Raw genomic sequence first — 25,182 nt, 5'->3', positions numbered from 1 at the left:
CTGTACGTTTCTAGCGCGGCTAAACGTACAGTCATGTACGGTTCATCGCAAGTAGGGTTGGACCGTGCGTGAGAGTGGGTTGCCCGTGACACGGAAGGACGCCGCCCGCAACCGGGACCGGCTGCTCGCCGCGGCCCGGCGGATGTTCGCCGAACACGGCCACGACGTCGCGCTGGAGGAGATCGCCAAGGTCGCCGGGGTGAGCCGCACCACGATCTACCGCAACTTCGCCACCCGCGAGGAGCTCGCGGCGACGGTCTTCGCCGACAACGTCGCCCAGATCGAGGACCACGCGGCCGGACTGCGGGAACAACCTGACGGCGCGGCCAAGCTGTTCGACTTCGTCCTGGACATGCAGCTGGACAACCGCGGCCTGGCCCAGGTCCTGTCCGGCGCCGACCTGCGATGGTTCATGGAACATCACCGCCGCATCGCGGCCTGCTTCGAGCCGCTCCTCGACCACGGCCGCGCGGCCGGCGTCGTTCGCCCGGTCGTCGACGTCGGCGACCTGATGCTCGCCATCTCCATGGGCGAGGCCGCCGTCGCCGGCCGCGACACCGCGCAGCGTGACGACCGCCACAAACGCGCACGGGAAATGCTGCACCGTGCCCTTTTCACCCGCTGACGTCGGCCGCTCTGGGGGCTTTGTCGCAGACCTTACGTGCGACAGCGGCCGGGCGGTGTGGCCCGGAAGGCATTTTGTAGGTTCCCTACAACGAAGCGGGCTCGGCACGCGTCATGTGGACCATTGGTTAACCACTCGGCAATCGAGCAGGGTATAGAAACAGGTACAGGCGACGCTCCGGGACCCGGACGTCGCCTTCTGTGCGGGTACTTGGGAGGCTCAGCCGGTGTTCAGTCGTGTCGCCATCGTCAACCGTGGAGAGGCCGCGATGCGGCTCATCCACGCCGTCCGGGATCTTTCTGCGGAAACCGGGACACGGATCGAGACGGTCGCCCTCTACACCGACGCCGACCGCAACGCGACCTTCGTCCGGGAAGCGGACGTCGCCTACGCGCTGGGCCCCGCCTCGGCCCGCCCGTACCTCGACCACGCCGTCCTGGAACGGGCGCTGGTGGAGACCGGGGCCGACGCCGCGTGGGTCGGCTGGGGGTTCGTCGCCGAGGATCCGGCGTTCGCCGAGCTGTGCGAGAAGATCGGCGTCACCTTCGTCGGGCCGAGCGCGGAGGCGATGCGCAAGCTCGGCGACAAGATCGGCTCGAAGCTGATCGCCGAGGAGGTCGGCGTCCCGGTCGCGCCATGGAGCCGCGGCGAGGTCGCCACCCTTGAGGACGCGCTGCGCGCCGGCGACGAGATCGGCTACCCGCTGATGCTCAAGGCGACCGCGGGCGGCGGCGGGCGCGGCATCCGCATGGTCGCCTCGGCGGAGGACCTGGCCGACGCCTACGAGCGCACCAGCCAGGAGGCGCTGCGCGCGTTCGGCTCCGGCGTGGTCTTCCTGGAGCGCCTGGTCACCGGCGCCCGGCACGTCGAGGTTCAGGTCATCGCCGACGGGCAGGGCACCGCGTGGGCGCTGGGCGTGCGGGACTGCTCGGTGCAGCGGCGCAACCAGAAGATCATCGAGGAGTCCGCCTCCCCGGTCCTGGCGATCGAGCAGATCGACGAGCTGAAGGCGGCGGCCGAGCGGCTCGCCGTGGCCGTCGAATACCGCGGCGCGTGCACCGTCGAGTTCCTCTACCACCCCGGCGAGAAGCTGTTCGCCTTCCTCGAGGTCAACACCCGGCTGCAGGTCGAGCACCCGATCACCGAGATCACCACCGGCACCGACCTGGTCCGGCTGCAGTTGCACGTGGCGGGCGGCGGGAGGCTCGAAGGCGCCCAGCCGGCCGAGGCCGGCCACGCCATCGAGGCCCGGCTCAACGCCGAGGACCCCGACCGTGACTTCGCGCCTGCTCCGGGGCGCATCGCGCGCCTGGTGCTGCCCGCCGGGCCCGGCATCCGCGTGGACACCGGCGTCAGTGAGGGCGACACCATCCCGGCCGACTTCGACTCGATGATCGCGAAGATCATCGCCTACGGCCGCGACCGCCGGCAGGCGCTGGGCCGGCTGCGCCGCGCGATGGCCGAGACCACGGTGATCATCGAGGGTGGCGCGACCAACAAGAGCTTCGTCCTCGACCTGCTCGACCAGCCCGAGGTGATCGACGCGAGCGCCGACACCGGCTGGATCGACCGCGTACGCGCCGAGGGCCGCCTGGTCAGCCACCGGCACTCCGCGGTCGCCCTGGCCGCCGCCGCGATCGAGGCGTACCAGGACGAGGAGGAGGTCAGCCGCCAGCGGCTGCTGTCCACCGCGCACGGCGGCCGCCCGCAGGTCCAGCACGACTCGAGCCGCCCGCTGAACCTCAAACTCCGCGGCGTCGGCTACCGGGTGAGCGTGGCCCGGGTCGGGCACAAGCGGTTCCGCGTCGGCATCGCCGGCGGCGGTGACACCCCGGCGGACGTCGAGGTGGAGCGGTTCGACGAGCACAGCGGCCAGATCGTGGTCAACGGGCGCCGCTTCCGGCTGGTGTCGGCCACGCACGGGCCGATCCACCTGGTCGAGGTCGACGGCGTCACACACCGGATCAGCCGCGACGAGGGCGGTGTCGTCCGCTCGCCCGCGCCCGCGCTGGTGGTCGCGACGCCGGTGTCGGCCGGCGACGAGGTCGAGTCGGGCGCGCCGCTCCTGGTGCTGGAGAGCATGAAGATGGAGACGGTGCTGCGCGCGCCGTTCCGCGCCCGCGTGCGTGAGTGCCCGGTGTCGGTGGGCAGCCAGGTCGAGACCGGCGCGCCGCTGATGCGGCTGGAGCCGCTGCTCGACGAGGGCGCCGAGGAGGCGGAGTCCGCCGCCGAGACCGTGGAGATCGAGTTTCCCGCCGAGCCCGCGGCGGCATCCGCGGCCGAGCGCGTCGAGCGCGGCCTGCAGGACCTGCGCAGCCTGCTGCTCGGCTTCGACGTCGACCCGCACGACCACAAGCGGGTGCTGTCGGCCTACCTGGCCGCGCGCGCCGAGCTGGGCGGGCGGCTGCTCGAGGGCGAGCTGGACCTGCTCACCGTGTTCGCCGACCTGTCCGAGCTGAGCCGCAACAGGCCGCGCGGCGAGCTCGACGTCGAGCCGGACAGCCAGGTGCACAGCCCGCGCGAGTTCTTCCACAGCTACCTGCAGAGCCTCGACGTCGAGCGCGCCGGCGTCAGCGAGAGCTTCCAGACCAAGCTCGCCAAGGTCCTCGCCCACTACGGCATCGCCGACCTCGACCGCACACCGGAGCTGGAGGCCGCGGTCTTCCGGATCTTCCTGGCCCAGCAGCGGATGAGCACCGACGTCGCGATCGTGTCGGAGCTGCTGCGCCAGTGGCTGGCCGGCGCCCCGCCGCTCGAGTCGCTCAGCGAGCGCGCCGGGCTCACTCTTGAACACCTGGTCGAGGCCACGCAGGTGCGCTTCCCCGTGGTGTCCGACCTGGCCCGTGGCGTGGTGTTCCGCTGGTTCGCCCAGCCGTTGCTGCGCCGCAACCGAGCCAAGGTCTACGCCGCGGTCCGCGACGACCTGCGTTACCTGGACCGCGAGCCGGACGCGCCGGACCGCGCCGAGCGGATCCAGGCCATGGTGGCCAGCGCCGAGCCGCTGGTCCGCCTGATCGGCCAGCGGATCGGCCGGCCAGGGCGGGACCACGCGCCGCTGCTGGAGGTGCTGACCCGCCGCTACTACGGCAACCGCGGGCTGTCCGGGGTCACCACGCGGGAGAGCGCGGGCTGCCGGTTCGTCACCGCCGAGCACAGCGGCTCAGGCGGCGTGACCCGCGTGGTCACCACCGCCGTCGACATCGCCGCCCTGCCCGACGCCATCGACGCCGTCGCCACGTTCGCCGCCGACGTCGCCGAGCGCGGGCTGGTCGCCGACCTCTACGTCACCTGGGAGGACCAGCCGGACGCCGACGAGATGGCGGTACGGCTCGGACGGCTGCTCGACGAGCACCCGCCGCCCGCCGGCGTCCGCCGGATCACCACCACCGTCGCCGGCACCAGCGGCGCCGTGATGCACCACCACTTCACCTTCCGGCCCGACGGAGCCCGCGAGGCGGGCTTCGCCGAGGACCGGCTGATCCGCGGCCTGCACCCGCAGATCGCCCGGCGCCTGCAACTGCAGCGGCTGCGCGAGTTCGATCTCACCCGGCTGCCGTCCGCCGACGAGGAGATCTACCTGTTCAAGGCCGTGGCGCGCAGCAACCCGGCCGACGAGCGGCTCATCGCGATGGGCCAGGTCCGCGACCTGACGCCGCTACGCGAGGCGGACGGCAGGCTGGTCGCGCTGCCCGCGGTGGAGGACGCGATCACCGCGGGCCTGGACGCGATCCGCAACATCCAGGTGCAGCGCCCCCAGAACAAGCGGTTCGATACCAACCGGATCATGATGTACGTCTGGCCGTCGACCGAGTTGTCGACCGATGAGCTGAACATGCTGGTCCAGCGTATTCTGCCGACCACGGCGGGCGCGGGGCTGGAGGAGGTACTGTTCGTGGCCCGCCAGCGCACGGCCGCCGGTGAGCTGAGCGAGGTAGCCGTGCGGATCGCCCTCGACCCGGGCCACGGCGCGCACCTGGATGTCGGCAAGCCGTCGGCGGAGCCGGTGCAGCCGCTGGACGACTACCGCCAGAAGGTGCTGCGGGCGGCCCGCCGCGGCAACGTCTACCCGTACGAGCTGACCGGGCTGCTCACCGGGCCGGCGGGCGGCTTCGTCGAGCACGACCTCGACGAGCACGGCGCGCTCGTGCCGGTGGACCGGCCGAAGGGGAAGAACTCCGCGGCGCTCGTGGCGGGCGTCGTCACCACGCCGACCGAGCGGCACCCTGAGGGCGTCACCCGCGTGATCCTGCTCGGCGACCCGACGAAGTCGCTGGGCGCGCTGTCCGAACCGGAGTGCGCGCGGGTGATCGCCGCGCTCGACCTCGCCGAGCGGATGCGGGTCCCGCTGGAGTGGTTCGCGCTGTCGGCGGGCGCGCGGATCTCGATGACCTCGGGCACCGAGAACATGGACTGGGTCGCGGCCGCGCTCAAGCGGATCGTCACGTTCACCCAGGCGGGCGGCGAGATCAACATCGTGGTCGCCGGGATCACCGTCGGCGCCCAGCCGTACTGGAACGCCGAAGCGACGATGCTCATGCACACCAAGGGCATCCTGGTGATGACGCCGGACTCGGCGATGGTGCTCACCGGCAAGCACTCGCTGGACTTCTCCGGTGGCGTGTCGGCCGAGGACAACTTCGGGATCGGCGGCTACGACCGCGTCATGGGGCCGAACGGCCAGGCGCAATACTGGGCGCCCAATCTGCAGGCCGCCCGCGACGTGCTGATGGCGCACTACGACCACACCTACATCGTGCCCGGCGAGACGGCGCCGCGGCGGGCCTGCACCACCGACCCGGTCGACCGTGACGTCTCCGAGTTTCCGCACGCGATCACCGGCAGCGACTTCACCACCGTCGGCCAGATCTTCTCGGCCGAGCACAACCCGGACCGCAAGAAGCCGTTCGACATCCGCACGGTGATGCGCGCCGTGTCCGACCAGGATCACGCGGTGCTGGAGCGCTGGGCGGGCATGGCCGACGCGGAGACGTCCGCGGTGCAGGACGCGCACATCGGCGGCTGGCCGGTCTGCCTGGTCGGCATCGAGTCGCGGTCGGTGCCGCGGCGCGGCTTCCCGCCCACGGACGGGCCGGACACCTACACCGCGGGCACGCTGTTCCCGCGGTCGTCGAAGAAGACCGCGCGGGCGATCAACTCGGCGTCCGGCAACCGGCCGCTGGTGGTGCTGGCGAACCTGTCCGGGTTCGACGGCTCGCCGGAGTCCATGCGCAAGCTCCAGCTCGAGTACGGCGCGGAGATCGGCCGGGCGATCGTCAACTTCGACGGGCCGATCGTGTTCTGCGTGATCTCCCGCTACCACGGTGGCGCGTTCGTGGTGTTCTCCAAGGCGCTCAACCCGAACATGACCGTACTGGCGCTGGAGGGCTCGTTCGCCTCGGTGCTCGGCGGTGCCCCGGCGGCCGCCGTGGTGTTCTCCGGTGAGGTCAACAACCGCACCGCGACCGATCCGCGGGTGACCGAGCTGCAGACGCAGGTCTCGGCGGCCAGCGGCGCCGCGCGGGCGGCGCTGAACGCCCAGCTCGCCGAGGTGCAGTCCGCCGTCCGGGCGGAGAAGCTCGGCGAGCTCGCCGCGGAGTTCGACCGGGTGCACAGCATTCAGCGCGCGGTCGAGGTCGGCTCGGTGGACGCGATCATCAGCGCCGCCGAGCTGCGGCCGCGGATCATCGAGGCCATCGAGCACGGCATGAAGGGCTGACGCTTCCAGAGGTTCAGTACGCCTGGTCCTGGTCGGGCCGGGCGGTGCTGTGGCGCAGCACCAGATCGGCGCAGAAGTAGCACTTGTAGATGATGGTCGCCACCTCGCGCCAGTCCCGGCGCAGCACCAGCAGCCGCAGCACGACGTACGGAACGCGCGCGTCCAGCTCGTCCAGCAGCACCGCCCACTCGTGCCTGTCGGGCAGGGCCACCCGCTTGCGCGCCAGCGCCCGGAGCAGGTCCGCGTCGATGCCGGGAAACTCCCGCGGTACGGAGTCGGCGAGGGCGCCGATCTCCCGGTCGCAGCGTACGTGGATGTCGTGGATCTCCTCGCGCAGGTCGTGGAGGCCGGAGAAGTAGAAGCGCAGGAGATCCCCCGGCTGGTCGGAGTCCGGCATGGCGCCGTCCAGCAGTTCCGCCAGCGCGTCCGGCAGCGCCTGGAACCGGGCGACGCGGTCCGCCTCCGTCCCTTCGGGGTCGAGCCTGGGGACGTGCCCGAACGAGCGCCGGCGCGCGGGCGGGGAGGCGAAGAACATCACGAGCACCGCGGCGATGACCGCCAGCGAGATCACGACCACCGCGACGATGAGCCAGATCAGGACGGTCCCGGCGACCTGGAACGCCGACGAGACGATTCCGCCCACCGCCGAGTAGCGGATCGCCGCCCACACCAGGGCGGCGACCGCGCCGCAGAACGCCAGCAGCTTGGTCAGCCGCCACCCCGACTGCGAGCCGATGAACGCCAGCAGCACCGCGAGCACGAGGGCGACCAGCGGCCGCTCCAGGAAGGACACCACCCCGTCCCATTTCAGCTCGCGCAGGAGTTGCCCCGGGGACTTGCCCAGGGACGCGTACCTGATGCCCGTCCACACCAGCTCCGCTATGGCGAGGCCGAGCAGGACCGCGCGGAGCAGGCATGATCTGCTGACTGACGCCAGCACCGTGAGGAGCACGACGACGACCATGGCTGTGAGCGGGTCGGCCAGCGCATCCCACATGAGGGCACCACCCCGTAGACGGCTTGCTCGCATTCTCGGGCGGACGGTACGCGGTGGCAAGAGAATGGCCCGCCCCGGGGCGGCGGCTCGGTCACGGCAACGTCACCGTCCGACTACAGCTACGGAGAGTAATTGATCGCATGCTTTCTGTGATGCCGCTGCTGGGCCGAAAACCGTCCAGCCGGCTCATCGGACCCGAAGGAAAGAGAGAAGACATGCGGATGATGCGCACCCGTCTGGCCGTCCTGGCCGCGACCCTGGCTGTTGCCCTGACCCCCTGGCTCGCTGACGCCTCCTGCGCCGCCGTCCGTCAGGCCGCGTCGCCCATCAGCGGTGTGGTGATCCTCAAGATCGGCGGGGGGCACGTGGTGAACATCGGCGACAAGCTCTTCGCGGCCCTGCTGCCCGTCCCTCGCGCCGCGAAGTTCCGTGTCGTCGACACCGCCGAGGGCGTTCGGTTCCGGGACGAGAGAACCGGTGGCGTGGTGTACGCCGACCCCAGCCTTGAGCCCTTCTCCCAACTCTCCGTGAGCGCGCCCGGCGAGATCCCGCCTTACTCGACCTGGACCGTCGAATCTCCGGAGGACGGCGCGGACTCCGCCGACGCGAAGGTCGTCACCATCAAACTGGCGGGCACCGATCAGTACATCGGACGGCACTTCGTCGAGGACCGCAGCCTGCTGCCCAAGCGGGTCCTGCTGCTTCCTCCAGGGGTCCAGGCCCCGCTGTGGACCATTGAGCCGGCCGGCTGATCTTGCGCGTCTCCCCGCGCGCTCCTGCGGCGCGCGGTAGCGTCGGATCAGGTCCGCTGGGCGGCAATGCCACCGCCTACGCCTATCACCTGTTCGGTTATGGCGATGGGGGCCGGGAGCGATACTCCTTCCGGCGTGAAGGCCGCCGCAGCCGTCGCCGGGCACGCCGCGAACTGCGTGCTTATCACCGCGAAGACTGAACGAAGGCAAGGGCCCGCCGCACGCCGCGCGGGCCCTTTTCTTTCTAACGCGGAAATGGCCGGATGTTCGGGCCGAAACTCCATGGATATCGTTGTGGCAAAAAGGGGTCACACGCCTTGTCCGACCGCACTTATGGGCGCACAGTCGAGGCACCGCCAATAGAAAAGGAGTCCTTTATGGACGGCACGGTCGCGCCACATCGCCGCGCGAAAAACCTCGTACGACGTCTCTTATCGGCCGGACTCGCAATGTTCACGGTAGCCTTTCTCGTCGCGCCGCCCGCCCAGGCCCAGGCACTCCCGACGCCGAAGGAATTCGTGACGAACCTCGACCTGGAATGCTTCAGGACCACCCTGTACCAGCCGCCGGCCGTCACGCTGGCGTTGCGGCACCTCAACCCCGTACTCGCCAACCAGCCGACCGTGCAGGTCACGCTCGGACAGCGCGAGCAACTGTGCGTCCCGGTGGCCAAGAACGGCGTGATCCCGCCGCCGAACGTCATTGATTTCATCAGGTTCGTCGACCTGTCGTGCTACCGGGTCACCGGCCCCTCGATCAACCTGCCCCTGGCGCTGCGCCATCTCAACCCGGTCCTGCAGAACGTGCCGGGCATCCAGGTCACCCTGAACACGCCTCAGCACCTGTGCGTCCCGGTGGCCAAGAACGGCGTGATCCCCGCCCCGGATGTCCTGCGGCTCATCTCGCACATCGACCTGTTGTGCTACGCGCACACGCCGAACCCGGCCATGAACGTAGGCCTCTCCCTCACCCAGCTCAACCCGGTCCTGACCAACCAGATCCCGCCCGCGGACGTCCGGGTCGCCAATGCCCGCCAGCTCTGCGTACCGGTGCAGAAATCCGGTGACGACATCCCGGCGGACGTGCTGCCCGTCGTGCGATGGGTCGATCTGGAGAAGTTCGACATCGTCGCCCCGACCATCTCGACGGTGGGGCTGACCCTCACCCACCTCAACCCGGTGCTGGCGAGGGTGCTGCCGGCCGAGGACGCGAGACTGACCGGTGCCCTGCAGTTGGCCGTACCGGTTTCCAAGAACGGGCTGATCCCGCCTGGCTGAACCACTCCGGCCGACCTGGATCGGGATATCCCGATCTAGGTCGGCCGGCGCTTATCGCCATTCTTGTGTCCGTATTCTCATTGCCGCTCGATATATTCGGGGCTTTTCTTTTTCCGTGGGGTCATCTGTCGCAGCCGCCGTCCCTGTTCGGGCGGATCCGCGGCCAGCGTACCTCCCGCAGGCCTTTGTACGCGTACGGGTCGGCGCCGGCGACCAGGACGATGTCGCGGTGGTCCGCCTGCGCCATGGGCGTCCCCGCCGGGGGAGTGTCCCAGGGCAGCAGCGACTCGGCGCTCATGTAGTGATTGACCAGGGCTCGCCGATAGCCGCTCCTGGCGGTGTTGGGCAGCGACTTGTGCAGCAGATAGCTGTTGAACACGACCGCGGAGCCGGCCGGGACCTCCACGGGCACCGCGTCGGAGTCGTCGAACGGGAAGCCGTAGGACTCCACCGTGCAGTCGTAGCGCGGATCATCGTGCTCACGGTTCGGGTACACCACGCCGGACCGGTGCGAGCCGGGCAGCGCCCAGAGGCGGCCGTTCTCGACGGTGGCGTCGTCGAGCGCGAGCCAGACCGCCGTGAGCGAACGGTCGCGGGTCGGGATGAACATCTCGTCCTGATGCCAGGCCTGTCCCGGCTCCCCTTCGGACTTGATGAACAGCATCGACTGCATGGCCTTCACGTTCGGGCCGATGATCGTGGTGAGCGGCGAGACGATCGCCGGATGGCGCATGGCGGCGAGCATCACTCCGGAGAGCTTGTGCGGGTAGTGGACGCAGAGGAAACGGCGAAGGACGTCGTCGTCGGTGTCGGCGGGCCCGGCGGGGAGCGCCCCCTGGACGTCGCCGAGTTCGCCGCGGCAGATGCGGACGGCCTCTTCGACCAGCTTGCCGACCTCGCCGGGGCTGAACGCCTCCCGGAGGACGAGAAAGCCGTCGCGCTCGTACGTGGTCTTCAGTTCGGTGTTCGTCACGCCGCACCGCCTTTCTCGAAGAAGCCGACCTCGCCGCGTTCCAGAAGTTCGACTCCTCAGGGACGCTCGTCCTGGTGCCGAACCCCGAGCACTTCGGCGGCGCGCCCCGGCTCGGCCGGGTGACCATCCGCAAGATGCCCGAGCTCGCGGCCCGGATGACCGCGCTGCGGACCGGCGAGGTGGACATGATCTGGGGCATCCCCGACGATCAGCTCGCGGAGCTGCAGCGCGACTCCAACCTCACGGTCGGGACGGTGCCCAGCACCGCCGTGTTCACCATGTGGTTCAACTCCTCCGCACCGGCGCTGAAGGAGGCCAAGATACGGCGGGCCCTGTGGCAGGCGGTCGACTTCGCGACCATCATCAAGCGGCTGTACCCGCAGACCGGCACCCTGGCCGACGCCCCGGTCTCGCCCGTCACCCTCGGCTACGTCCCCCAGGAACCCGTCCGCTACGACCCGGCCGCGGCGAAGGCCGCGCTGACCGCCGCCGGCTTCGACTTCTCTGCCAAGCTGCGGCTGCAGTTCGCCAACGCCGAGTTCCGGCCGTTCAACCAGGCGATCGTCTCCGACCTGCAGAAGATCGGCGTCCAGGTGGACCTGCTGGAGAAGGAGCAGGCGGTGTTCACCAAGGACCTGCTCGCCCTGAACTGGGACGTCAACTTCCAGCAGCTCTCGAACCCCACCTTCGACGCGGCCAACACGCTCGGCCGGCTGTACCCCTGCGCGGCCAAGCGCAACGGCTACTGCAACCCCGACCTCGACAAGCTGCTCGCCGCCGCCGGAGCGAGCGCGGACAGCGGCGAGCGGGTCAAGCTGTACGGCGAAGCCAGCAAGATCATCTGGCATGACGCGGTCGGCATGTTCCCGATGGCGGTCAAGTACGCCTATGCCTGGAACCGCCGGGTCACCGGCGTCACGCCGGATCCGAACGGGCTGCCCAACTTCGCCGGTATGCAGGTCGGCGGCTCATGAGCCGAACACGGGACGCGACAACGCCGGTGCGGGACGACTCGGTGCCGATCGACCCGCTGCTCGAGGTGGACGGGCTGGTCGTCGACCTGCCCGTCGCCGGAGGCAGCGTCCGCGTCGTCGACCGGGTGACGTTCGACATCCCGCAGGCGACGACGGTCGGGCTCATCGGCGAGTCCGGCAGCGGCAAGACGATGACCGCGAACGCCGTGATCGGCCTGCTCCCGAAAGGAGCGGCGACCGGCGGGGAGCTGCGCTGGCAGGGCGAGGACCTCCTCCGGGCGAGCCTCGCCCGGCGGCGCCGGCTGCGTGGCCACGAGATCGCGATGATCTTCCAGGATCCGCTGGCCGCGCTCAACCCGACCCAGACGATCGGCCGCCAGGTGGGCGAGATCCTCCGCCGCGCCGGCCGCCCGCGCGCCGAGGTGGCTCAGCGGGTGCTCGAACTGCTCGAGCGGGCGGGCATCCCCGAGCCGGCCGCGAGAATGCGCAACTACCCCCACGAGTTCTCCGGCGGGATGCGGCAACGGGCCATGATCGCCCTCGCCCTGGCGGGCAGCCCGGCGCTGCTGCTCGCCGACGAGCCCACCACCGCGCTGGACGTGACGGTGCAGGCGCGCATCCTGCGCCTGCTCCGCTCCATCCAGCAGGACCAGGGGCTGGCGATGCTCCTCGTCAGCCACGACCTGCGGGTCGTGGCGCACGTCGCGCACCAGGTCGTCGTCATGTACGCCGGCCGCGTCGCCGAGCGTGGCCCCACCACGGCGGTGCTGGCCCGCCCGGCCCACCCGTACACCCGGGCACTGGTCGACAGCGTGCCCGCGGTGCGGACCCGTGCCGCCCTGGCACACCCTTTGCCCGGCACGCCGGCCGCTCCGGCGAACCGCCCACCGGGCTGCGCGTTCCACCCTCGGTGCCCGCTGGCGCGTGACCGGTGCCGCACCGAGGAGCCGGAGACGAGACCCGTCGCGCCCGGCCGGTGGGCCGCGTGCCACTTCGCCGAGGAGCTGCTGCAGCGATGAGCCTGCTGGAGGTGAACGACCTGCGGGTCAGCTTCGCCTGCCGTAACACCTGGTTCCGGTCGCGCTCGGGGGACTTCGTCGCGGTCGACGGCGTGAGCCTCACGGTGGCTCCCGACGAGATCGTGGGACTGGTCGGAGAGTCGGGGTCGGGCAAGACCACGGTGGCCCGGGCGATCGTCGGCCTGGTCCGGCCCGGCTCCGGCAGCGTCCTGCTCGACGGCGTGCCCCTGGGACCGGTCGGGCGCCGGACCACGGCGCAACAACGTGCCGCGCAGATGGTCTTCCAGGATCCCCGGTCGTCGCTGAGCCCGCGCATGACCGTCGCCGCGATCATCAACGAGGCATGGCGCACCCATCCGGAGTCGGCCCCGCCGGGCGACCGTACCGCCGCTCTGCACCGCCTGCTCGACGACGTCGGGCTTGACGCGAGCGTCGCCCGGCACCGGGCCGACGAACTCTCCGGCGGACAGTGCCAGCGGGTCAGCATCGCCCGCGCGCTCGCCGTCAGACCGCGGCTGCTGGTGTGCGACGAAGCGGTGTCCGCGTTGGATGTCTCGGTCCAGGCGCAGATCCTCCGGCTGCTGGTCGACCTGCGCGAGCGCCACCATCTGGCGATGCTGTTCATCTCCCACGACCTCGGGGTGGTGCATCAGATAGCGGACCGGATCGCCGTCATGCGCCGCGGTGTGGTGGTGGAAGAAGGGCGGACGACAGACGTGCTCGGTGCGCCGCGGCACGAGTACACCCGCAGCCTGCTCGATGCCGCCCTGGAGTTGTCCACCACGGATGCCCAAGACGGGTGACGGTGTCAAATGATCATTTGATTGATACATGTTAATGATTGATAACATCAGGCGTATGTATAGTCCCTTCCATGCCTCCGTCGAAACCTCGCAGGTCGCCCACACCACAGGACCGGCAGCGCGATCCCGAACGCACCCGCAAGCTGATCCTGGACGCGGCATCGGCCGAGTTCGGCGCGCACGGCTACGCGGGCGCCCGGGTCAGCGCGATCGCCGCCAGAGCGGGCGTCAACGTGCAGCTGATCTCCTACTACTTCGACGGCAAAGAGGGCCTGTACGAGGCCATGTCGCAGCAGTGGCAGCAGCGGCAGCGCGAGCTGGCGCCACCGGGCACGCCACTGCCTGAGCAGTTGCACCGATACGCGATGGAGGCGGCGCACAACCCGGACGGGCCCCGCTTGCTCGCCTGGAGCGGCCTGGAATACACCGGTCCGGACAACGACCCCGACCACGCGCCCCGCGCCCGGCTGCTCGCGGAGAGCGTCGACCAGTTGCGCGCACTGCAAGCGGCCGGCCACCTTCCGGCCGAAGTGGACCCTGCCTGCCTGTTGATCATGCTGATGGCCGCCGCCATGGCGCCCACCACGCTGCCGCACGTCATCGAAGGCGTCTGCGGCACCGATCCGAGTTCCCCCGACTTCATCGCCCACTTCGCCGACCAGGTCGCCGTCCTCGCCCGGCTCATCGGACTCGAACCCGCCTGACGCCCCCGGCCGTCAGGCACGACAGCCGTGAGCGCATCACGTCTTACTGCGTGTCGTGAACGGGTGAGACGTCGATCCGCGCGGGCTCGTCGGAGAAACGCGCGGTGCGCGGGTCGCGTTCGTCGCCGAAACGCTCGGTGAGAATGCCGTACAGCTCGGGCCTGCGCCCCATCATCCAGCGCCGCCCGGTGGACATCGGCAGGAGATCCAGGTCGAGGTCGGCGACCACCATGGTGTCCTCAGGGGAGGTCGTCTCGACCAGGATCCGGCCATAGGGGTCGAGAATCATGGCGTTCCCGGTACGCACCTCGTCGTCGTCACGCCCGACGCCGTTGCTGAAGACGACACAGAGGCCGTTGTCGTGGGCGCGCGCCGGCAACCAGCGGAGCAGCCATTCGCGTCCGCTGGGCCCGCGGAACCGCTCTTCGATCGTTTTCCGATCCCGATATCTGGCCTGCCAATACTCCAACGGGATCGGCTTCATCGAGTGCGGACTGCGTGATGCCGTCCCGCCGGTTTGATGCGGAGCCAAAAGTACGGAGGCGCCCATGAGAGCGGTGGCGCGCACGTTCTCCACAAGATTGTTGTCCCAGCAGATGAGCACCCCGAGTCGAACACCCCAGGGAGTGTCGAAAACGGTGTACTCCGCGCCGCTGGATATGGCCTCGTGCTCGAACGCGTGCAGCTTGCGATGGCGGTGCACGTGCCCGTCCGGAAGGCATACCGCGTACGAGTTGAACAGGCGGCCGTTCTCGTCCACCTCCAGGAATCCCACACCGACGGCCATGCCGTTCTCCATCGCGAGGCGACGTACCGCGGTCGTCGATGGCCCGGAAATCGGCTCCGCGAGCTCGTGCAGTTTCTTGGCCGAATGATTGCGGAGATGCCAGTAGCCGAGCAGGCACATCTCCGGAAAGGCGATGACCTGTACGGAGTCCGCGGCGGCCTCGCGCACGAAGTGCGCTATTCTCGCCAAATTATGTTCTTTGGCGTCCGGCCTTGCCTCGAACTGCACCGAAGCGCATCTCAGGATATTCGTCCGCTCTTTATCGCCGGTCGATGGTGACAATGGTTCTCCTTGGACTGGAATCGATGGGCTCCATCACACCCGACAGGAGGTGGGCCGGTCCAATGAAACTTTCGACGGGTTCCATAGACTGCGGGAATGGAAATCCGGCTGCTGCGTGCGTTCATCGAGACGGCCAGGGTGGGTGCGTTCGGCCGGGCGGCGCAGGCGCTCGCTGTCACGCAGCCTGCTCTGACCAAGCAGATCCAGGCTCTGGAGGCCGAGGTAGGCGGCCCGCTGTTCGACCGGGGACGGCACGGGGCCACCCTGACCCCCCTCGGCCAGCTGTTTCTCCCCGATGCCCAGGACCTCGTGCGCCGCGCGGACCTCCTGGCCCGCCGGGCCCGCCAGACGGCACTCGGCGAATCGGGCTTGTTGAGCGTCGGCTTCGGAATGTCCACCATCGACCTGGCCCCGCGCGCCGTGGCGGCGTTCCGCCGCCGCTACCCGCACGTCGAAATCACCCTCGACGACATGTCCACCGCCACCCAGGTGGACCTCATAAGGGCGGGCAGGCTGCAGGTCGGTTTTGTCAGGCTGCCTGTGGACGACGACCTGGGGAGCATCGCCCTGAGCACGGACACGCTCGCCGTCGCCGTGTCCTGCGACGAAGGGCCCGCGCCTCCGGGTGACGAGAGCGTCGTGTCATGGCTGGACGACCACCCGCTCATCCGGCTCGCGGCGGCGAAGGGCCCAGGACTGGCGGCCCAGCTCGACGGCTTCCTCAAGGCCTACGACCTGAGGCCGCACATCCTTCAGGAAGCTCACGATCTTCAGACGGTCGTGGCCCTGGTGGCCTCGGGCGTCGGCATCGCCATCGTGCCGGCCAGCGCCGCCAAGATCGCGTCCCCCGCCGTCACCATAGTGCCCATGGAACTGCCTCCCGCGAGATGGCAGGTGGGCGCCGTGTGGGATCGCGCCCACATGAGGCCGGTCACGGCCAACTTCCTTGCCGTCGTGCGCGAGCTCACTGCTGGAGGATCTGACTCCGCTCGATGAGCTCCAGTACCGCCTCCCGGACTTGGCGCAGGACGACGAGGATCTCCTCGGCGGCTGCGGCGATGGCCTGCTCGCTGGGGGCGACGGGGGGTTCGAGCAGCCGGGCCACGGTGTCGGCGAGGACCTGGTCAGGGTCGCCGACACCGAACTCGGCGGTGGCCGGGTCGGACAGTGCGACACCGAACCCGGTGAGCACGGCGTGTGTGGCGTAGGTCAGTTCGGGCAACGGACGGTCTCGGGGGATCAGTCCGTGGCGGTGATGGATCGGCATGACCGTCTCGCACATGGCGCTCGGTGTGGTGCGGGCGAACAGTTCGCGGTCGCCGGCCTGCTGGGTGAGCAGCCGCAGCAGGTCGGCGTCGCCGCTCTGCACGCGGCTTGCCAGGGGGAGCCGCAGGCCGGTGCGGATCAGCAGCGGGGCCAGGCGGCGCGGCAGCACGGTGGCGGGGTCGGCGGTGATGCGGGCGATGATCTCATCCAGGAAGGTCAGCAGTTCGCGGGCGAACAGTCCGAGGATGAGGTCCTCCTTGGCGGGCCAGTACAGGTAGACGGTGCCCTTGCCGACCCCGGCCGCGCGGGCGATCTCGCTGACGGTGACCTTGTGGGCACCATGGTCGAGCACCAGTTCCCGTGCGCTGTCCAGGATGCGGGCGGCTTTGCGTGAGTGGTGTTCGATCAGCTGGCTCACCTGGGCTGTCCTGTTCTTTCGTGCTCGGGGCGCGTCAAACGGCGGCGACGTCGAACTGTTTGTTCTGCATGTCTGCGCCGTTCATTATTCTGCCCATCGCCGGCCCGATGACCGGGGCGCGCATCAGGCGCAGCATCGCGGCGCGCAGGAGCTGCTCCTTGCGGTCGTGGGGGGTGAAGATCCTGCGCATGATCAGCGCGGTGTCCTGCTCGGTCTGGATGAACGGCCGCATCCGCGCCTCCCACGCGTGCAGCGCGGCTGGCAGGTCGCCGTGGCGCTGCAGCATGGTGCCCAGCAGCTCGCCTCCGGCCATGGCGCTGGAGGCGCCCATGCCCGCGTACAGGGTGACGCACCAGGCGGCGTCGCCGACCAGCACGACCCGCCCCTGATGCCAGCGCGGCATCTTGACCTGATTCACCGAGTCGAACAGGACCTCCGGAGTGTGCTCGAACGCGGTGAGCAACCTCTCCAGCAGGGGCCCGGGGGGCTGCGGGCCGAAGGCGGCGCGGATGGACTCGATCGGGGGGCGGGCGAACTCGTCGTCGACGTCGTCGGTGCGGTAGGAGAACAGCAGGCCAGGAGCGTGGTCGGAGAAGGGGAAGATCCATGCCGAACGTCCGGCCTCGGCCAAGATCAGGCCCTGCTCCTGGTCGAGGCCCTCGATCGGCTTGTCCAGGACGGTGGCGCCGATCATGTAGTTCAGCGGACTCAGGCGATCCTCGGGGCCGAAGGCCAGCCCGCGCACGGTTGACCGCATTCCGTCGGCGCCCACCACCAGGTCGAAGCGCTCGGTGACGGTGGTGTCGGCGGCGGTGTCGTGCAGGGTGACCTCCGCCGCGGAGTCGTCCTGGACGATGCGGGTGGGCACGGTGGAATAGCGGATCTCCACATCGGCCGGCAGCGCGGAGAACAGCGCCTGCTCGATGTCGCCACGCAGCACCACCCGGGGTTTGCCGGGCAGGTTGGCCAGGCTCATGCCGACGCTGCGGCGTCCGGCCCGGTTCACCTCGTACGGGGCGGGCCCCGGGGTACGGTCGCCGATCGCCTCCAGCACGCCCAGCCGGCGCGCGGAGGCGGCACCGGTGCCGAACAGCATGATGAAGTACCCGCCTGAGCGGCGGGCCGGGGCCCGCTCCACCAGCACCGGCTCCCAGCCGACCTGCCGTAGCCGTAGCGCGGTGGTGATGCCCGCGATCCCGAGCCCGACCACCAGCGCTCGGCTACGGCCGACTGCGTCCTTCATGGCAACTCCCCTCCTGTCGAGTCACCACCACCCTAGCCGACGAACTGACCAAATGGGTTCAATTGGTCAGTTTGAGCTCCTAGCGGGTTCGTCCCAGGTGAGGTGATGTTCGTAGATCCAGCGGCTCGGGTCGTTGCCGGTCCTGGCCATATGTCTCATGGCCAGGCCCATGATCACGTCGCGCGGCACCCTGGCCAGCGGGCTCAGCGCCTTCCAGCCGCCGGTACGGTTGCCCTGCTCGACGACCCGCTCGACGCGTCCGCGCCGCGCCCGCTCGTAGTCGGTGAACGCGGACTCGGTGTCGGGGCCGTCGCGCAGGCATGTGGCCAGGACGACGGCGTCCTCGATGGCCATGGCCGCGCCCTGCCCGATCGATGGGGCGGTGGCGTGGGCCGCGTCGCCGATGATGATCATCTGGTCGCGGTGCCAGACTGGCACCGTGGGGACGTCGTAGGTGTTCCAGCCCGCGAATATCTCATCGGTCGCCGCGATGATGTCGAGCGCGGGCCCGTGGTCGCGCCTGAACAGCTCGCTGAGCCGGGTCCGCCACTGCGCCGGTGTGATCGCCGCCACGTCGGCGGGGGTGAGCTCGGTGGCCTGCGCCGGGTTCGCCGCCCACCACACCTCGCCGTCCGGGTGCACGGTGTAGGCGAAGAAGCAGCGCTTGCCGAAGATGGCGTGCATCATGCCGGGCTCCCCGGCGGCGGGGACGGCGCGGGCGTAACCGCCGGTGTTGAGCAGCCCGGCGTACCGCGCGCCAGGGGCCGCCGGGTCGATGATCTCGCGCGTGCGTGAGCGCAGGCCGTCGGCGCCTATCAGCAGGTCCGCCTCGGCCACGCTCCCGTCGGCGAACCGCGCAGCCACCCCGCCGCCGGTGCTCCTCGCGTCCACGAGCCGCTTGCCGTACTCGATGCGCACCCCTCGGCTGACGGCCTGCTCGCGCAGGAACCGGTACAGGTCGGCGCGCTTGACGGTACGGCTGACCAGGCCGCCCGGTACGCCCGTCCCGTAGGGGAGCTCGCCGAGCCGCCGGCCGGAACCGCTGGTGATCGTGATGCGCGGGGTGTCGAAGCCGACCTTGCCGGTGTCGAGGTCGATCGCCTGTAAGGCGTCGAGCGCGTTCACCGCCAGTGTGAGGAACGCGCCCACGTTGTCCGCGGTCCTGTCGTACGCCTCGTGGACCACCGCGTCGATCCCCGCCTTGCGCAGGGCGATCGCCGCCGCCGTACCCGCGATTCCGCCGCCCGCGATCAGTGCTGTGTATGTCATACACCGAGTGTATGACATACACTTGGGACAAGCGCGAGCAGGAAAGCGGGAGACGATGAACGACAAGCTGCCGGCCGGGCTCGACCTGCTCTGGGAACGGCTCCACCGGCCCGCGCCCGAGCCCAGGACCGGGCTGAGCCTCGGCCGCATCGCGGGGGCGGCGGTGGATCTGGCGGACGCGGGCGGTCTGGAAGCGGTGTCGATGGCCAGGGTCGCCGAGCGGCTGGGGTTCACCACGATGTCGCTCTACCGGCACGTCAAGAGCAAGAACGAGTTGCTGTTGCTGATGCTGGACTCGGTCGCCGCCGTGCCCGCCGAGCTGGACCGGCCCTGTGAGGGCTGGAGGCCGGGCTTGGCGCGCTGGTGCCGCGCGCAGTGGGAGATGCTGCGCGCCCACACGTGGATCGTCCACCTGCCCGTCACCGGGCCGCCCGTCACGCCCAACCAGCTCGCGTGGACCGACCGGGCGCTGGCCGTGCTGCGCGGCACCGGGCTCAGCGAGAGCGACAAGGCCGGTGTGGTGCTGCTGGTGGCCAACTACATGCTCACCACCGCGCGGCTGACCGCGGATCTCGGCCAGGCCGCCTCAGGGGAGTCGATCGCCGCCTACAGCACGCTGCTCGGCTCGCTGGCCGACGAGCGGCGCTTTCCCGCGCTGCGCCAGGCGGTCGACGCGGGGGCGTTCGACTATCCGGCGGGCACTCCTGAGGAGGAGCGGCATTTCGACTACGCGTTCGGCCTGGACCGGATCCTGGACGGAGTGGAGGTCCTGATCAGGTCGCGCCTCGACGGGGCCGAGTGATCGACCGCCGCGATCTCAGCCGGAGACGGCACGGGCGAGGCTGTCCTCGATCTGCTGGAGGACTTTGAGGGCTTCGGCCTGCTGGTCGGGGGTGAGGCCGGCGGTGGTGGCGGTTTCGAGCTCGGCCCAGATGCCGTCGATCTGCCGGTGTACGGCCTGGCTGGCGGGGGTGGCCTCGATGATGGTGGCGCGTTTGTCGGTGGGGCTGGGCTTGCGGCGGACGAACCCGGCGTGCTCCAGGCGCTGGATGGTGCGGGTCATGGTGGCGGCGTCGGAGCCGAGCATCCGGACCAGGTCGACCTGACGCTGGGGACCGTGGTCCCACAGCTGCATCATCACCAGTTCCTGGGCGGGGTGCAGGCCGACGCGGCGCAGGAGCTGGGCGGCGAGCATGCGGTGCAGGCGTGCGACGCGGACGATCGCGTGGTTCATCGCCCCTGCCTGGGCCGAGACGGGCAACGGCGTACGCGCGACATCCGCGGTCTCGCCGTAATCCTTCGGTCTGCCCACGCGGGTTCCTCGCAATCGCTGATAGGTGCTCGAACAAGTACAAGTCTAGCCCCACTCCCACGCTCCGAGCGGAGCAGCCCGCGGAATGAACTACCGTGATTACTTGTTCGGACAGTCAATCGCGGCGGCTGAGCTGCCGTATGTGAGGACAAGGAACGTGATCATGACTTCGGCATTCGACCCCTACGAGCTCGGCGGCACCCGTCTGGCCAACCGCATCGTGATGGCGCCGATGACGCGCAGCCGCGCCTATGGCCCCGGCGCCTCCCCAACCGAGCTGATGGCGACCTACTACGGCCAGCGCGCGGCGGCGGGGCTGATCATCACCGAGGGCACCCAGCCGTCGGTGATCGGCCAGGGCTACCCCGACACTCCCGGTCTGCACTCGCCGCAGCAGGTGGCGGCCTGGCGGAAGGTCACCGACGCCGTCCACGCCCAGGGCGGTGTGATCTTCGCGCAGCTCATGCACACCGGCCGGGTCGGGCACACCGACTTCCTGCCCGAGGGGATGTACCCGGTCGGGCCGTCCCCGATCGCCGCGGCCGGCCAGGTCTACACGCATGAGGGACCGAAGGACTTCATGACGCCGAAGGAGCTGTCGCAGGAGGACATCGCCGAGACGATCGGGGACTTCGCCACCGCCGCCCGCAACGCGATCGACGCCGGCTTCGACGGCGTGGAGATCCACGGCGCCAACGGCTATCTGGTCCACCAGTTCCTCGCCTCCGGCGCCAACCAGCGCACTGACGACTGGGGCGGCACCCCGGCCAACAGGATCAGGTTCGCGGTCGAGGTCGCCGCGGCGGTCGCCGACGCCATCGGCGCCGATCGGACCGGTATCCGCCTGTCTCCGGGCAACCCCTACAACGACATCACCGAGGAAGACCTGGAGGAGACCTACGGCGCCCTGGCGGCGGAACTCGCCCCGCTCGGCCTCGCCTACCTGCACCTCATGGAAGCCCCTGGCGTCCGGGAGCTGGTGCTGCGGCTGCGCGCGGATTGGCCCGGCGCCTTCATCCTCAATCCCTTCACCGGGATGGAGCCCACCGGCCCCGACGCCCTCGGCCTCATCGAGGACGGTACCGTCGACCTCATCTCCTTCGGGGCGCTGTTCCTGGCCAACCCCGACCTGCCCGCCCGCCTGGCCGCCGGGGGCCCGTACAACGCCCCCGACCGCGGCACATCCTTCGGCGGCGACCACCGTGGCTACACCGATTACCCAACCCTCGGCTAATTGTCCGGACATGTATCTGAGAGTGGAGGACATATGAGCTTCAGCACCGGCAAGGGCACCCACGGCACCCGCCAGCCCTCGGGGCCGCTGTTCCGGCTGTTCAACAAGTTCGCGGCCCGCCGCATCCGCAAGGGCAAGGGCCAGATGATGGGGTTCAACGCCCTGGTCCTCAAGACGGTGGGCGCCAAGAGCGGTGCCGAACGCGCCAACCCCGTCGGCTGGTTCCCCGGCCCCGACGGCAGCTATCTCGTCGTCGCCTCCGCCATGGGTGCCACCGGTAACCCCGGCTGGTACTACAACCTCGCCGCCCACCCCGACAAGGTCACCATCGAGGTCGACGGCCGTACCGTCCCCGTCACCTCCGAACAACTCGCCGGCGCCGAACGCGAACAGGCCTGGCAGCAGATCACCACCGCCGCACCCCGCTTCGCGCAATACCAGGAAAAGACCGACCGGGAGCTGCCGATCATCCGCTTGACCCCCGCCTGACCCGAGCTACGACCGGTACGTACTGACGGCGATGTGGGCGAACGAGCGGACCAGGGGGCTCTCGTGCTCGGTCGCCCAGGCGACGACGAGGCGGCTCGGGGGCATGTCGGTCAGGGGCGCCCAGGTCAGCCCCTCGGGCAGGGTGTGGATGAGCGGTGCGATGCCGACCGTACCGTTCCAGAGGACGGCCTGCATGCATTCGTTGACGGTGCGGACCACCGGGCCGGCCGGCCGCTCGCCGACGGGCGTCGCCCCGTTCCAGTAGGCGCGCCAGATCGGGTCGGTGCCTTCTGGCAGCTGGAACCAGGGACGGTCGACGAGCTCGGCCAGGCACACGGTGTCGCGGCCGGCCAGCGGGTCGTCCGCGCGCAGGACGACCCCGATCGGATCGGTACGCAACACCCGCGTGCTGATGCCGGTGTCGTCGAAGGGCAATCGGGTCAGCGCCACGTCGGCCAGGCCGTTGCGCAGTCCCGTGGTGGGGTCGGTGAAGTCCGCCTCACGGATCCGGATCGAGACCTCGGGATGGCGGCTGCGGAAGGTCGCGGCCAGGCGCGTGCCGGCCTCTTCGGCGCTGTCGGCGAGCGTGCCGATGGTGAGCGTCACGGCGCCGGCGGCCGCCGTCACTCGCGCGCGTGCCTGCTCGGCGTGTTCCAGCAGCGTACGCGCCTCGATGTACAGCGCGTCGCCGGCGGGAGTGGGCTCGACACCGGTGGCCGAACGGTGCAGCAGCACGACGCCCAGGTCGGTCTCCAGCTGCTTGATGGCCCGGCTCAGCGGCGGCTGCGTCATGTGCAGCCGGGCGGCGGCCCGCCCGAAGTGCCGTTCCTCGGCGATGGCCACGAAGTAGCGCAGCAGGCGGAGCTCCATCATCAGCGAAGATACCAGGACGGTATCGGGCTTGCGGGATCGGTGTTGGACGCCGGGCACGCACCGGCGGCAGGGTCGGAGCATGTCTTCCGAACCACTCATCCACGAGCCGATCGTCGAGATCACCCAGGTCCGGGAACTCGCCCGCGACCTGGTGGTGATCCCGAACCGCCGGGTCGGGCTCGTGCCCAACATCGGCGTCATCGGCGGCGACCACTCCGTGCTGGTCGTCGAGACCGGCATGGGCCCGCGCAACGGCGAGACGGTGCTCGCCTTCGCGACCGAATACGCCAAGGGCCGCAAGCTCTACCTGACCACGACGCATTTCCACCCTGAGCACGCGTTCGGCGCGCAGGCCTTCGCGGGCGAGGCGACGTACCTCGTCAACGGCGCGCAGGCAGCGGACCTGGCCGGAAAGGGGCCGGGCTACCTCGAGATGTTCCGCGGCCTGGGCGCGCCGATCGCGCGGCAACTGGAAGACGTCGAGCTGGTCACGCCGGACGCGGTCTACGACGGCGCGTACGAGCTCGACCTGGGCGGCCGGGTCGTGCGACTGCGTGCCACCGGCCGCGCCCACAGCAAGGGCGACCAGGTGGTGACCGTGCCCGATGCGGGCGTGCTGTTCACGGGTGATCTGGTCGACGCCGGACAGTTCTCGATCTTCCCGTGGTTCCCGCCGTACGACACCGACGTCTCGGGGCTGCGCTGGATCGAGGTGATGCGCGGCCTGGTCGCGAGCGATCCGACCGTGGTGGTGCCCGGCCACGGTGACATCTCCGGCCGGCAGTTGCTGGTCGATGTCCGTGACTATCTCGAGCTGCTGCGCGATGAGACCTGGGTACGGCGCGACTCGGCGATGACCCAGGAGACGATCGTCGAGGAGGTCAAGGCGCTGATGGTCGCACGGCACCCGGAGTGGGCCGGCCAGGAGTGGATCGAAAAGGGCGTGGGCTGCTTCTGCGCGGAGCACGCCTGACCCCGGCGCATCGCTTGTTGGTCTTCCTCTCCTGAGGTCGAGCAGACCCGCAGGGCTTGACAGGGGGTCCGACAGGAAGTGAATGAACGAGGTGAAATGGTGGACTGGTAGAGGCCGCTCCGTAAGGCGGCTGCTTTCCGTAAGAAAAGGAGACGGCCATGTCTTCTTCCGCAATGCACCGTTCCATGCAGGTCGCCCAGCCTGGCGGGGACATGTCGCTGGTTCAGGTCGATACTCCGGAACCGGGGCCAGGGCAGGTGCGGGTCACCGTCGAGGCGTCCGGGGTGTGTCACTCCGACGCGATGATCATCGCCGGACACCTTCCGGGCACCACCTTTCCCGTCACGCCGGGGCACGAGATCGCCGGACGCATCGACGCGATCGGCGACAACGTCACCGGCTGGGCCGTGGGTGATCGGGTCGCGGTCGGCTGGTACGGCGGCAGTTGCGGCCACTGCGACGCTTGCAGGGAAGGAGACGGAGTCCTCTGCCCCGAGATCCAGGTGCCGGGGGCCGCGTACGCCGGAGGGTTCGCCGATGCCGTCGTGGTGCCGGCCGTCGCCCTGGCCGCGATCCCGGACGGGGTGACGGCGGTGGAAGCCGCGCCCCTGGCCTGCGCCGGCGTTACCGTGTACAACGCGCTGCGCCGCAGCTCCGCGCGTTCAGGCGACACCGTCGCGGTCCTTGGCCTGGGTGGTCTGGGGCACCTGGGCGTTCAGTTCGCTTCGAAGATGGGCTTCGACACCGTCGCGATGGCTCGCGGTCCGGAAAAGGCGCCGCTGGCTCACAAGCTCGGCGCGTCTCACTACATCGACAGCGCCATCGAGAAGCCGGCCGACGCGCTGCAGGCCCGCGGGGGAGCCAAGGTGGTGCTGGCGACGGTGACCAACGCCGCGGCGATGTCCGCGACGGTCGATGGGCTGGGGCGCCGCGGTGAGCTCATCGTCGTCGGCGTCGCCATGGAGCCGCTGGACATCACGGCCCTGCAGCTCGTGGGCGGGGCCAAGCGGGTGTACGGGCATGCTTCCGGCAACGCAGTCGACATCCAGGACACCATGCGGTTCGCTGCCCAGAGCGGTGTTCGGGCGTGGACCGAGGAGGTTCCGTTGGAGGAAGCCGGTGCGGCGTTCCAGAAGATGCTCTCCGGCCAGGCCCGCTTCCGCATGGTCCTGACCACCGGCAACTGATCGTGGGGC

The 25,182-nt window shown here is 69.9% G+C and carries 21 protein-coding genes and 1 pseudogene; 14 read left to right on the top strand and 8 right to left on the bottom strand.

Going from position 1 to position 25,182, the window contains the following annotated elements:
* Positions 1–85 precede the first annotated feature (85 nt).
* On the top strand, positions 86–625 hold the full coding sequence (locus tag ACGFNP_RS52790) for a helix-turn-helix domain-containing protein (RefSeq protein ID WP_358321159.1): 540 nt from the start codon (positions 86–88) through the stop codon (positions 623–625).
* Between the two features lie 226 nt (positions 626–851).
* The gene (locus tag ACGFNP_RS52785; protein WP_393331469.1) at positions 852–6,341 is read left to right on the top strand and encodes a carboxyl transferase domain-containing protein; all 5,490 of its coding nucleotides are present in this window, start codon (positions 852–854) and stop codon (positions 6,339–6,341) included.
* Between the two features lie 13 nt (positions 6,342–6,354).
* Here the strand turns inward: ACGFNP_RS52785 and ACGFNP_RS52780 are convergent, their stop codons facing one another.
* Positions 6,355–7,338, bottom strand: coding sequence for a hypothetical protein (locus ACGFNP_RS52780; RefSeq protein WP_358321157.1), 984 nt, complete (start codon positions 7,336–7,338; stop codon positions 6,355–6,357).
* Positions 7,339–7,559: 221 nt separating this feature from the next.
* On the opposite strand from ACGFNP_RS52780, the gene ACGFNP_RS52775 reads away from it, so the two are divergent.
* Both ACGFNP_RS52775 and ACGFNP_RS52770 read left to right on the top strand, forming a co-directional pair.
* Complete coding sequence (locus tag ACGFNP_RS52775; protein WP_358321155.1) at positions 7,560–8,090, top strand: I66 family serine proteinase inhibitor; 531 nt, start codon at positions 7,560–7,562, stop codon at positions 8,088–8,090.
* A gap of 449 nt (positions 8,091–8,539) precedes the next feature.
* Positions 8,540–9,367: a hypothetical protein gene (locus ACGFNP_RS52770; protein WP_358321154.1), complete on the top strand. Its 828-nt coding sequence runs from the start codon at positions 8,540–8,542 to the stop codon at positions 9,365–9,367.
* Positions 9,368–9,488: 121 nt separating this feature from the next.
* On the opposite strand, the gene ACGFNP_RS52765 is transcribed toward ACGFNP_RS52770, so the two are convergent.
* Positions 9,489–10,340, bottom strand: a complete 852-nt coding sequence (locus ACGFNP_RS52765) for a phytanoyl-CoA dioxygenase family protein (RefSeq protein WP_393331464.1) — start codon at positions 10,338–10,340, stop codon at positions 9,489–9,491.
* Positions 10,341–10,390: 50 nt separating this feature from the next.
* Here ACGFNP_RS52765 and ACGFNP_RS52760 point away from each other — a divergent pair.
* From ACGFNP_RS52760 to ACGFNP_RS52745, 4 genes and pseudogenes are all read left to right on the top strand, one after another.
* Positions 10,391–11,314, top strand: a pseudogene (locus tag ACGFNP_RS52760) (ABC transporter substrate-binding protein); the annotation flags it as partial.
* The gene (locus ACGFNP_RS52755; RefSeq protein WP_393331459.1) at positions 11,311–12,333 is read left to right on the top strand and encodes an ABC transporter ATP-binding protein; all 1,023 of its coding nucleotides are present in this window, start codon (positions 11,311–11,313) and stop codon (positions 12,331–12,333) included. The pseudogene ACGFNP_RS52760 and the gene ACGFNP_RS52755, both read left to right, overlap by 4 nt.
* Positions 12,330–13,136, top strand: a complete 807-nt coding sequence (locus ACGFNP_RS52750; protein WP_393331456.1) for an ATP-binding cassette domain-containing protein — start codon at positions 12,330–12,332, stop codon at positions 13,134–13,136. Before ACGFNP_RS52755 ends, ACGFNP_RS52750 begins: the two co-directional genes overlap by 4 nt.
* A gap of 71 nt (positions 13,137–13,207) precedes the next feature.
* On the top strand, positions 13,208–13,840 hold the full coding sequence (locus ACGFNP_RS52745; RefSeq protein WP_393331453.1) for a TetR/AcrR family transcriptional regulator: 633 nt from the start codon (positions 13,208–13,210) through the stop codon (positions 13,838–13,840).
* A 43-nt stretch (positions 13,841–13,883) separates the two neighbouring features.
* On the opposite strand, the gene ACGFNP_RS52740 is transcribed toward ACGFNP_RS52745, so the two are convergent.
* Positions 13,884–14,855: a nitrilase family protein gene (locus ACGFNP_RS52740; RefSeq protein ID WP_393331450.1), complete on the bottom strand. Its 972-nt coding sequence runs from the start codon at positions 14,853–14,855 to the stop codon at positions 13,884–13,886.
* Positions 14,856–15,005: 150 nt separating this feature from the next.
* On the opposite strand from ACGFNP_RS52740, the gene ACGFNP_RS52735 reads away from it, so the two are divergent.
* Positions 15,006–15,905, top strand: coding sequence for a LysR family transcriptional regulator (locus ACGFNP_RS52735; RefSeq protein ID WP_393331447.1), 900 nt, complete (start codon positions 15,006–15,008; stop codon positions 15,903–15,905).
* On the opposite strand, the gene ACGFNP_RS52730 is transcribed toward ACGFNP_RS52735, so the two are convergent.
* The 3 genes from ACGFNP_RS52730 to ACGFNP_RS52720 form a co-directional block, all read right to left on the bottom strand.
* Positions 15,874–16,593: a TetR/AcrR family transcriptional regulator gene (locus ACGFNP_RS52730; RefSeq protein WP_393331444.1), complete on the bottom strand. Its 720-nt coding sequence runs from the start codon at positions 16,591–16,593 to the stop codon at positions 15,874–15,876. The two genes, ACGFNP_RS52735 and ACGFNP_RS52730, sit on opposite strands and share 32 nt — an antisense overlap.
* Before the next feature lie 34 nt (positions 16,594–16,627).
* Positions 16,628–17,836, bottom strand: a complete 1,209-nt coding sequence (locus ACGFNP_RS52725) for an FAD-dependent monooxygenase (RefSeq protein ID WP_393331442.1) — start codon at positions 17,834–17,836, stop codon at positions 16,628–16,630.
* A 66-nt stretch (positions 17,837–17,902) separates the two neighbouring features.
* Entirely contained in the window at positions 17,903–19,105 is a 1,203-nt protein-coding gene (locus ACGFNP_RS52720) for an FAD-dependent monooxygenase (RefSeq protein ID WP_393331439.1), read from the bottom strand.
* 55 nt (positions 19,106–19,160) lie between these two features.
* Here ACGFNP_RS52720 and ACGFNP_RS52715 point away from each other — a divergent pair, with 55 nt between their 5' ends.
* Positions 19,161–19,907 (top strand): TetR/AcrR family transcriptional regulator, encoded by a 747-nt coding sequence (locus ACGFNP_RS52715; RefSeq protein ID WP_358321133.1) that lies wholly within the window; start codon positions 19,161–19,163, stop codon positions 19,905–19,907.
* Positions 19,908–19,922: 15 nt separating this feature from the next.
* Here the strand turns inward: ACGFNP_RS52715 and ACGFNP_RS52710 are convergent, their stop codons facing one another.
* Positions 19,923–20,417: a MarR family winged helix-turn-helix transcriptional regulator gene (locus ACGFNP_RS52710; protein WP_393331437.1), complete on the bottom strand. Its 495-nt coding sequence runs from the start codon at positions 20,415–20,417 to the stop codon at positions 19,923–19,925.
* A 163-nt stretch (positions 20,418–20,580) separates the two neighbouring features.
* On the opposite strand from ACGFNP_RS52710, the gene ACGFNP_RS52705 reads away from it, so the two are divergent.
* Both ACGFNP_RS52705 and ACGFNP_RS52700 read left to right on the top strand, forming a co-directional pair.
* Positions 20,581–21,651, top strand: coding sequence for an alkene reductase (locus tag ACGFNP_RS52705; protein WP_393331434.1), 1,071 nt, complete (start codon positions 20,581–20,583; stop codon positions 21,649–21,651).
* A gap of 33 nt (positions 21,652–21,684) precedes the next feature.
* The gene (locus ACGFNP_RS52700) at positions 21,685–22,140 is read left to right on the top strand and encodes a nitroreductase/quinone reductase family protein (protein WP_358321126.1); all 456 of its coding nucleotides are present in this window, start codon (positions 21,685–21,687) and stop codon (positions 22,138–22,140) included.
* A 6-nt stretch (positions 22,141–22,146) separates the two neighbouring features.
* On the opposite strand, the gene ACGFNP_RS52695 is transcribed toward ACGFNP_RS52700, so the two are convergent.
* On the bottom strand, positions 22,147–23,013 hold the full coding sequence (locus ACGFNP_RS52695) for a LysR substrate-binding domain-containing protein (protein WP_393331431.1): 867 nt from the start codon (positions 23,011–23,013) through the stop codon (positions 22,147–22,149).
* Between the two features lie 79 nt (positions 23,014–23,092).
* Here ACGFNP_RS52695 and ACGFNP_RS52690 point away from each other — a divergent pair, with 79 nt between their 5' ends.
* The gene (locus ACGFNP_RS52690; RefSeq protein ID WP_393331428.1) at positions 23,093–23,986 is read left to right on the top strand and encodes an MBL fold metallo-hydrolase; all 894 of its coding nucleotides are present in this window, start codon (positions 23,093–23,095) and stop codon (positions 23,984–23,986) included.
* A 158-nt stretch (positions 23,987–24,144) separates the two neighbouring features.
* Positions 24,145–25,173, top strand: coding sequence for an alcohol dehydrogenase catalytic domain-containing protein (locus ACGFNP_RS52685; protein ID WP_393331427.1), 1,029 nt, complete (start codon positions 24,145–24,147; stop codon positions 25,171–25,173).
* Positions 25,174–25,182: the final 9 nt, after the last annotated feature.

It is taken from the genome of Nonomuraea sp. NPDC049269 (assembly GCF_043197155.1).
In the GTDB taxonomy this organism is placed as follows: Bacteria; Actinomycetota; Actinomycetes; order Streptosporangiales; family Streptosporangiaceae; genus Nonomuraea.
The sequence above is the reverse complement of the archived record's forward strand: the minus strand, read 5'-3'. Positions and strand labels throughout refer to the sequence as shown.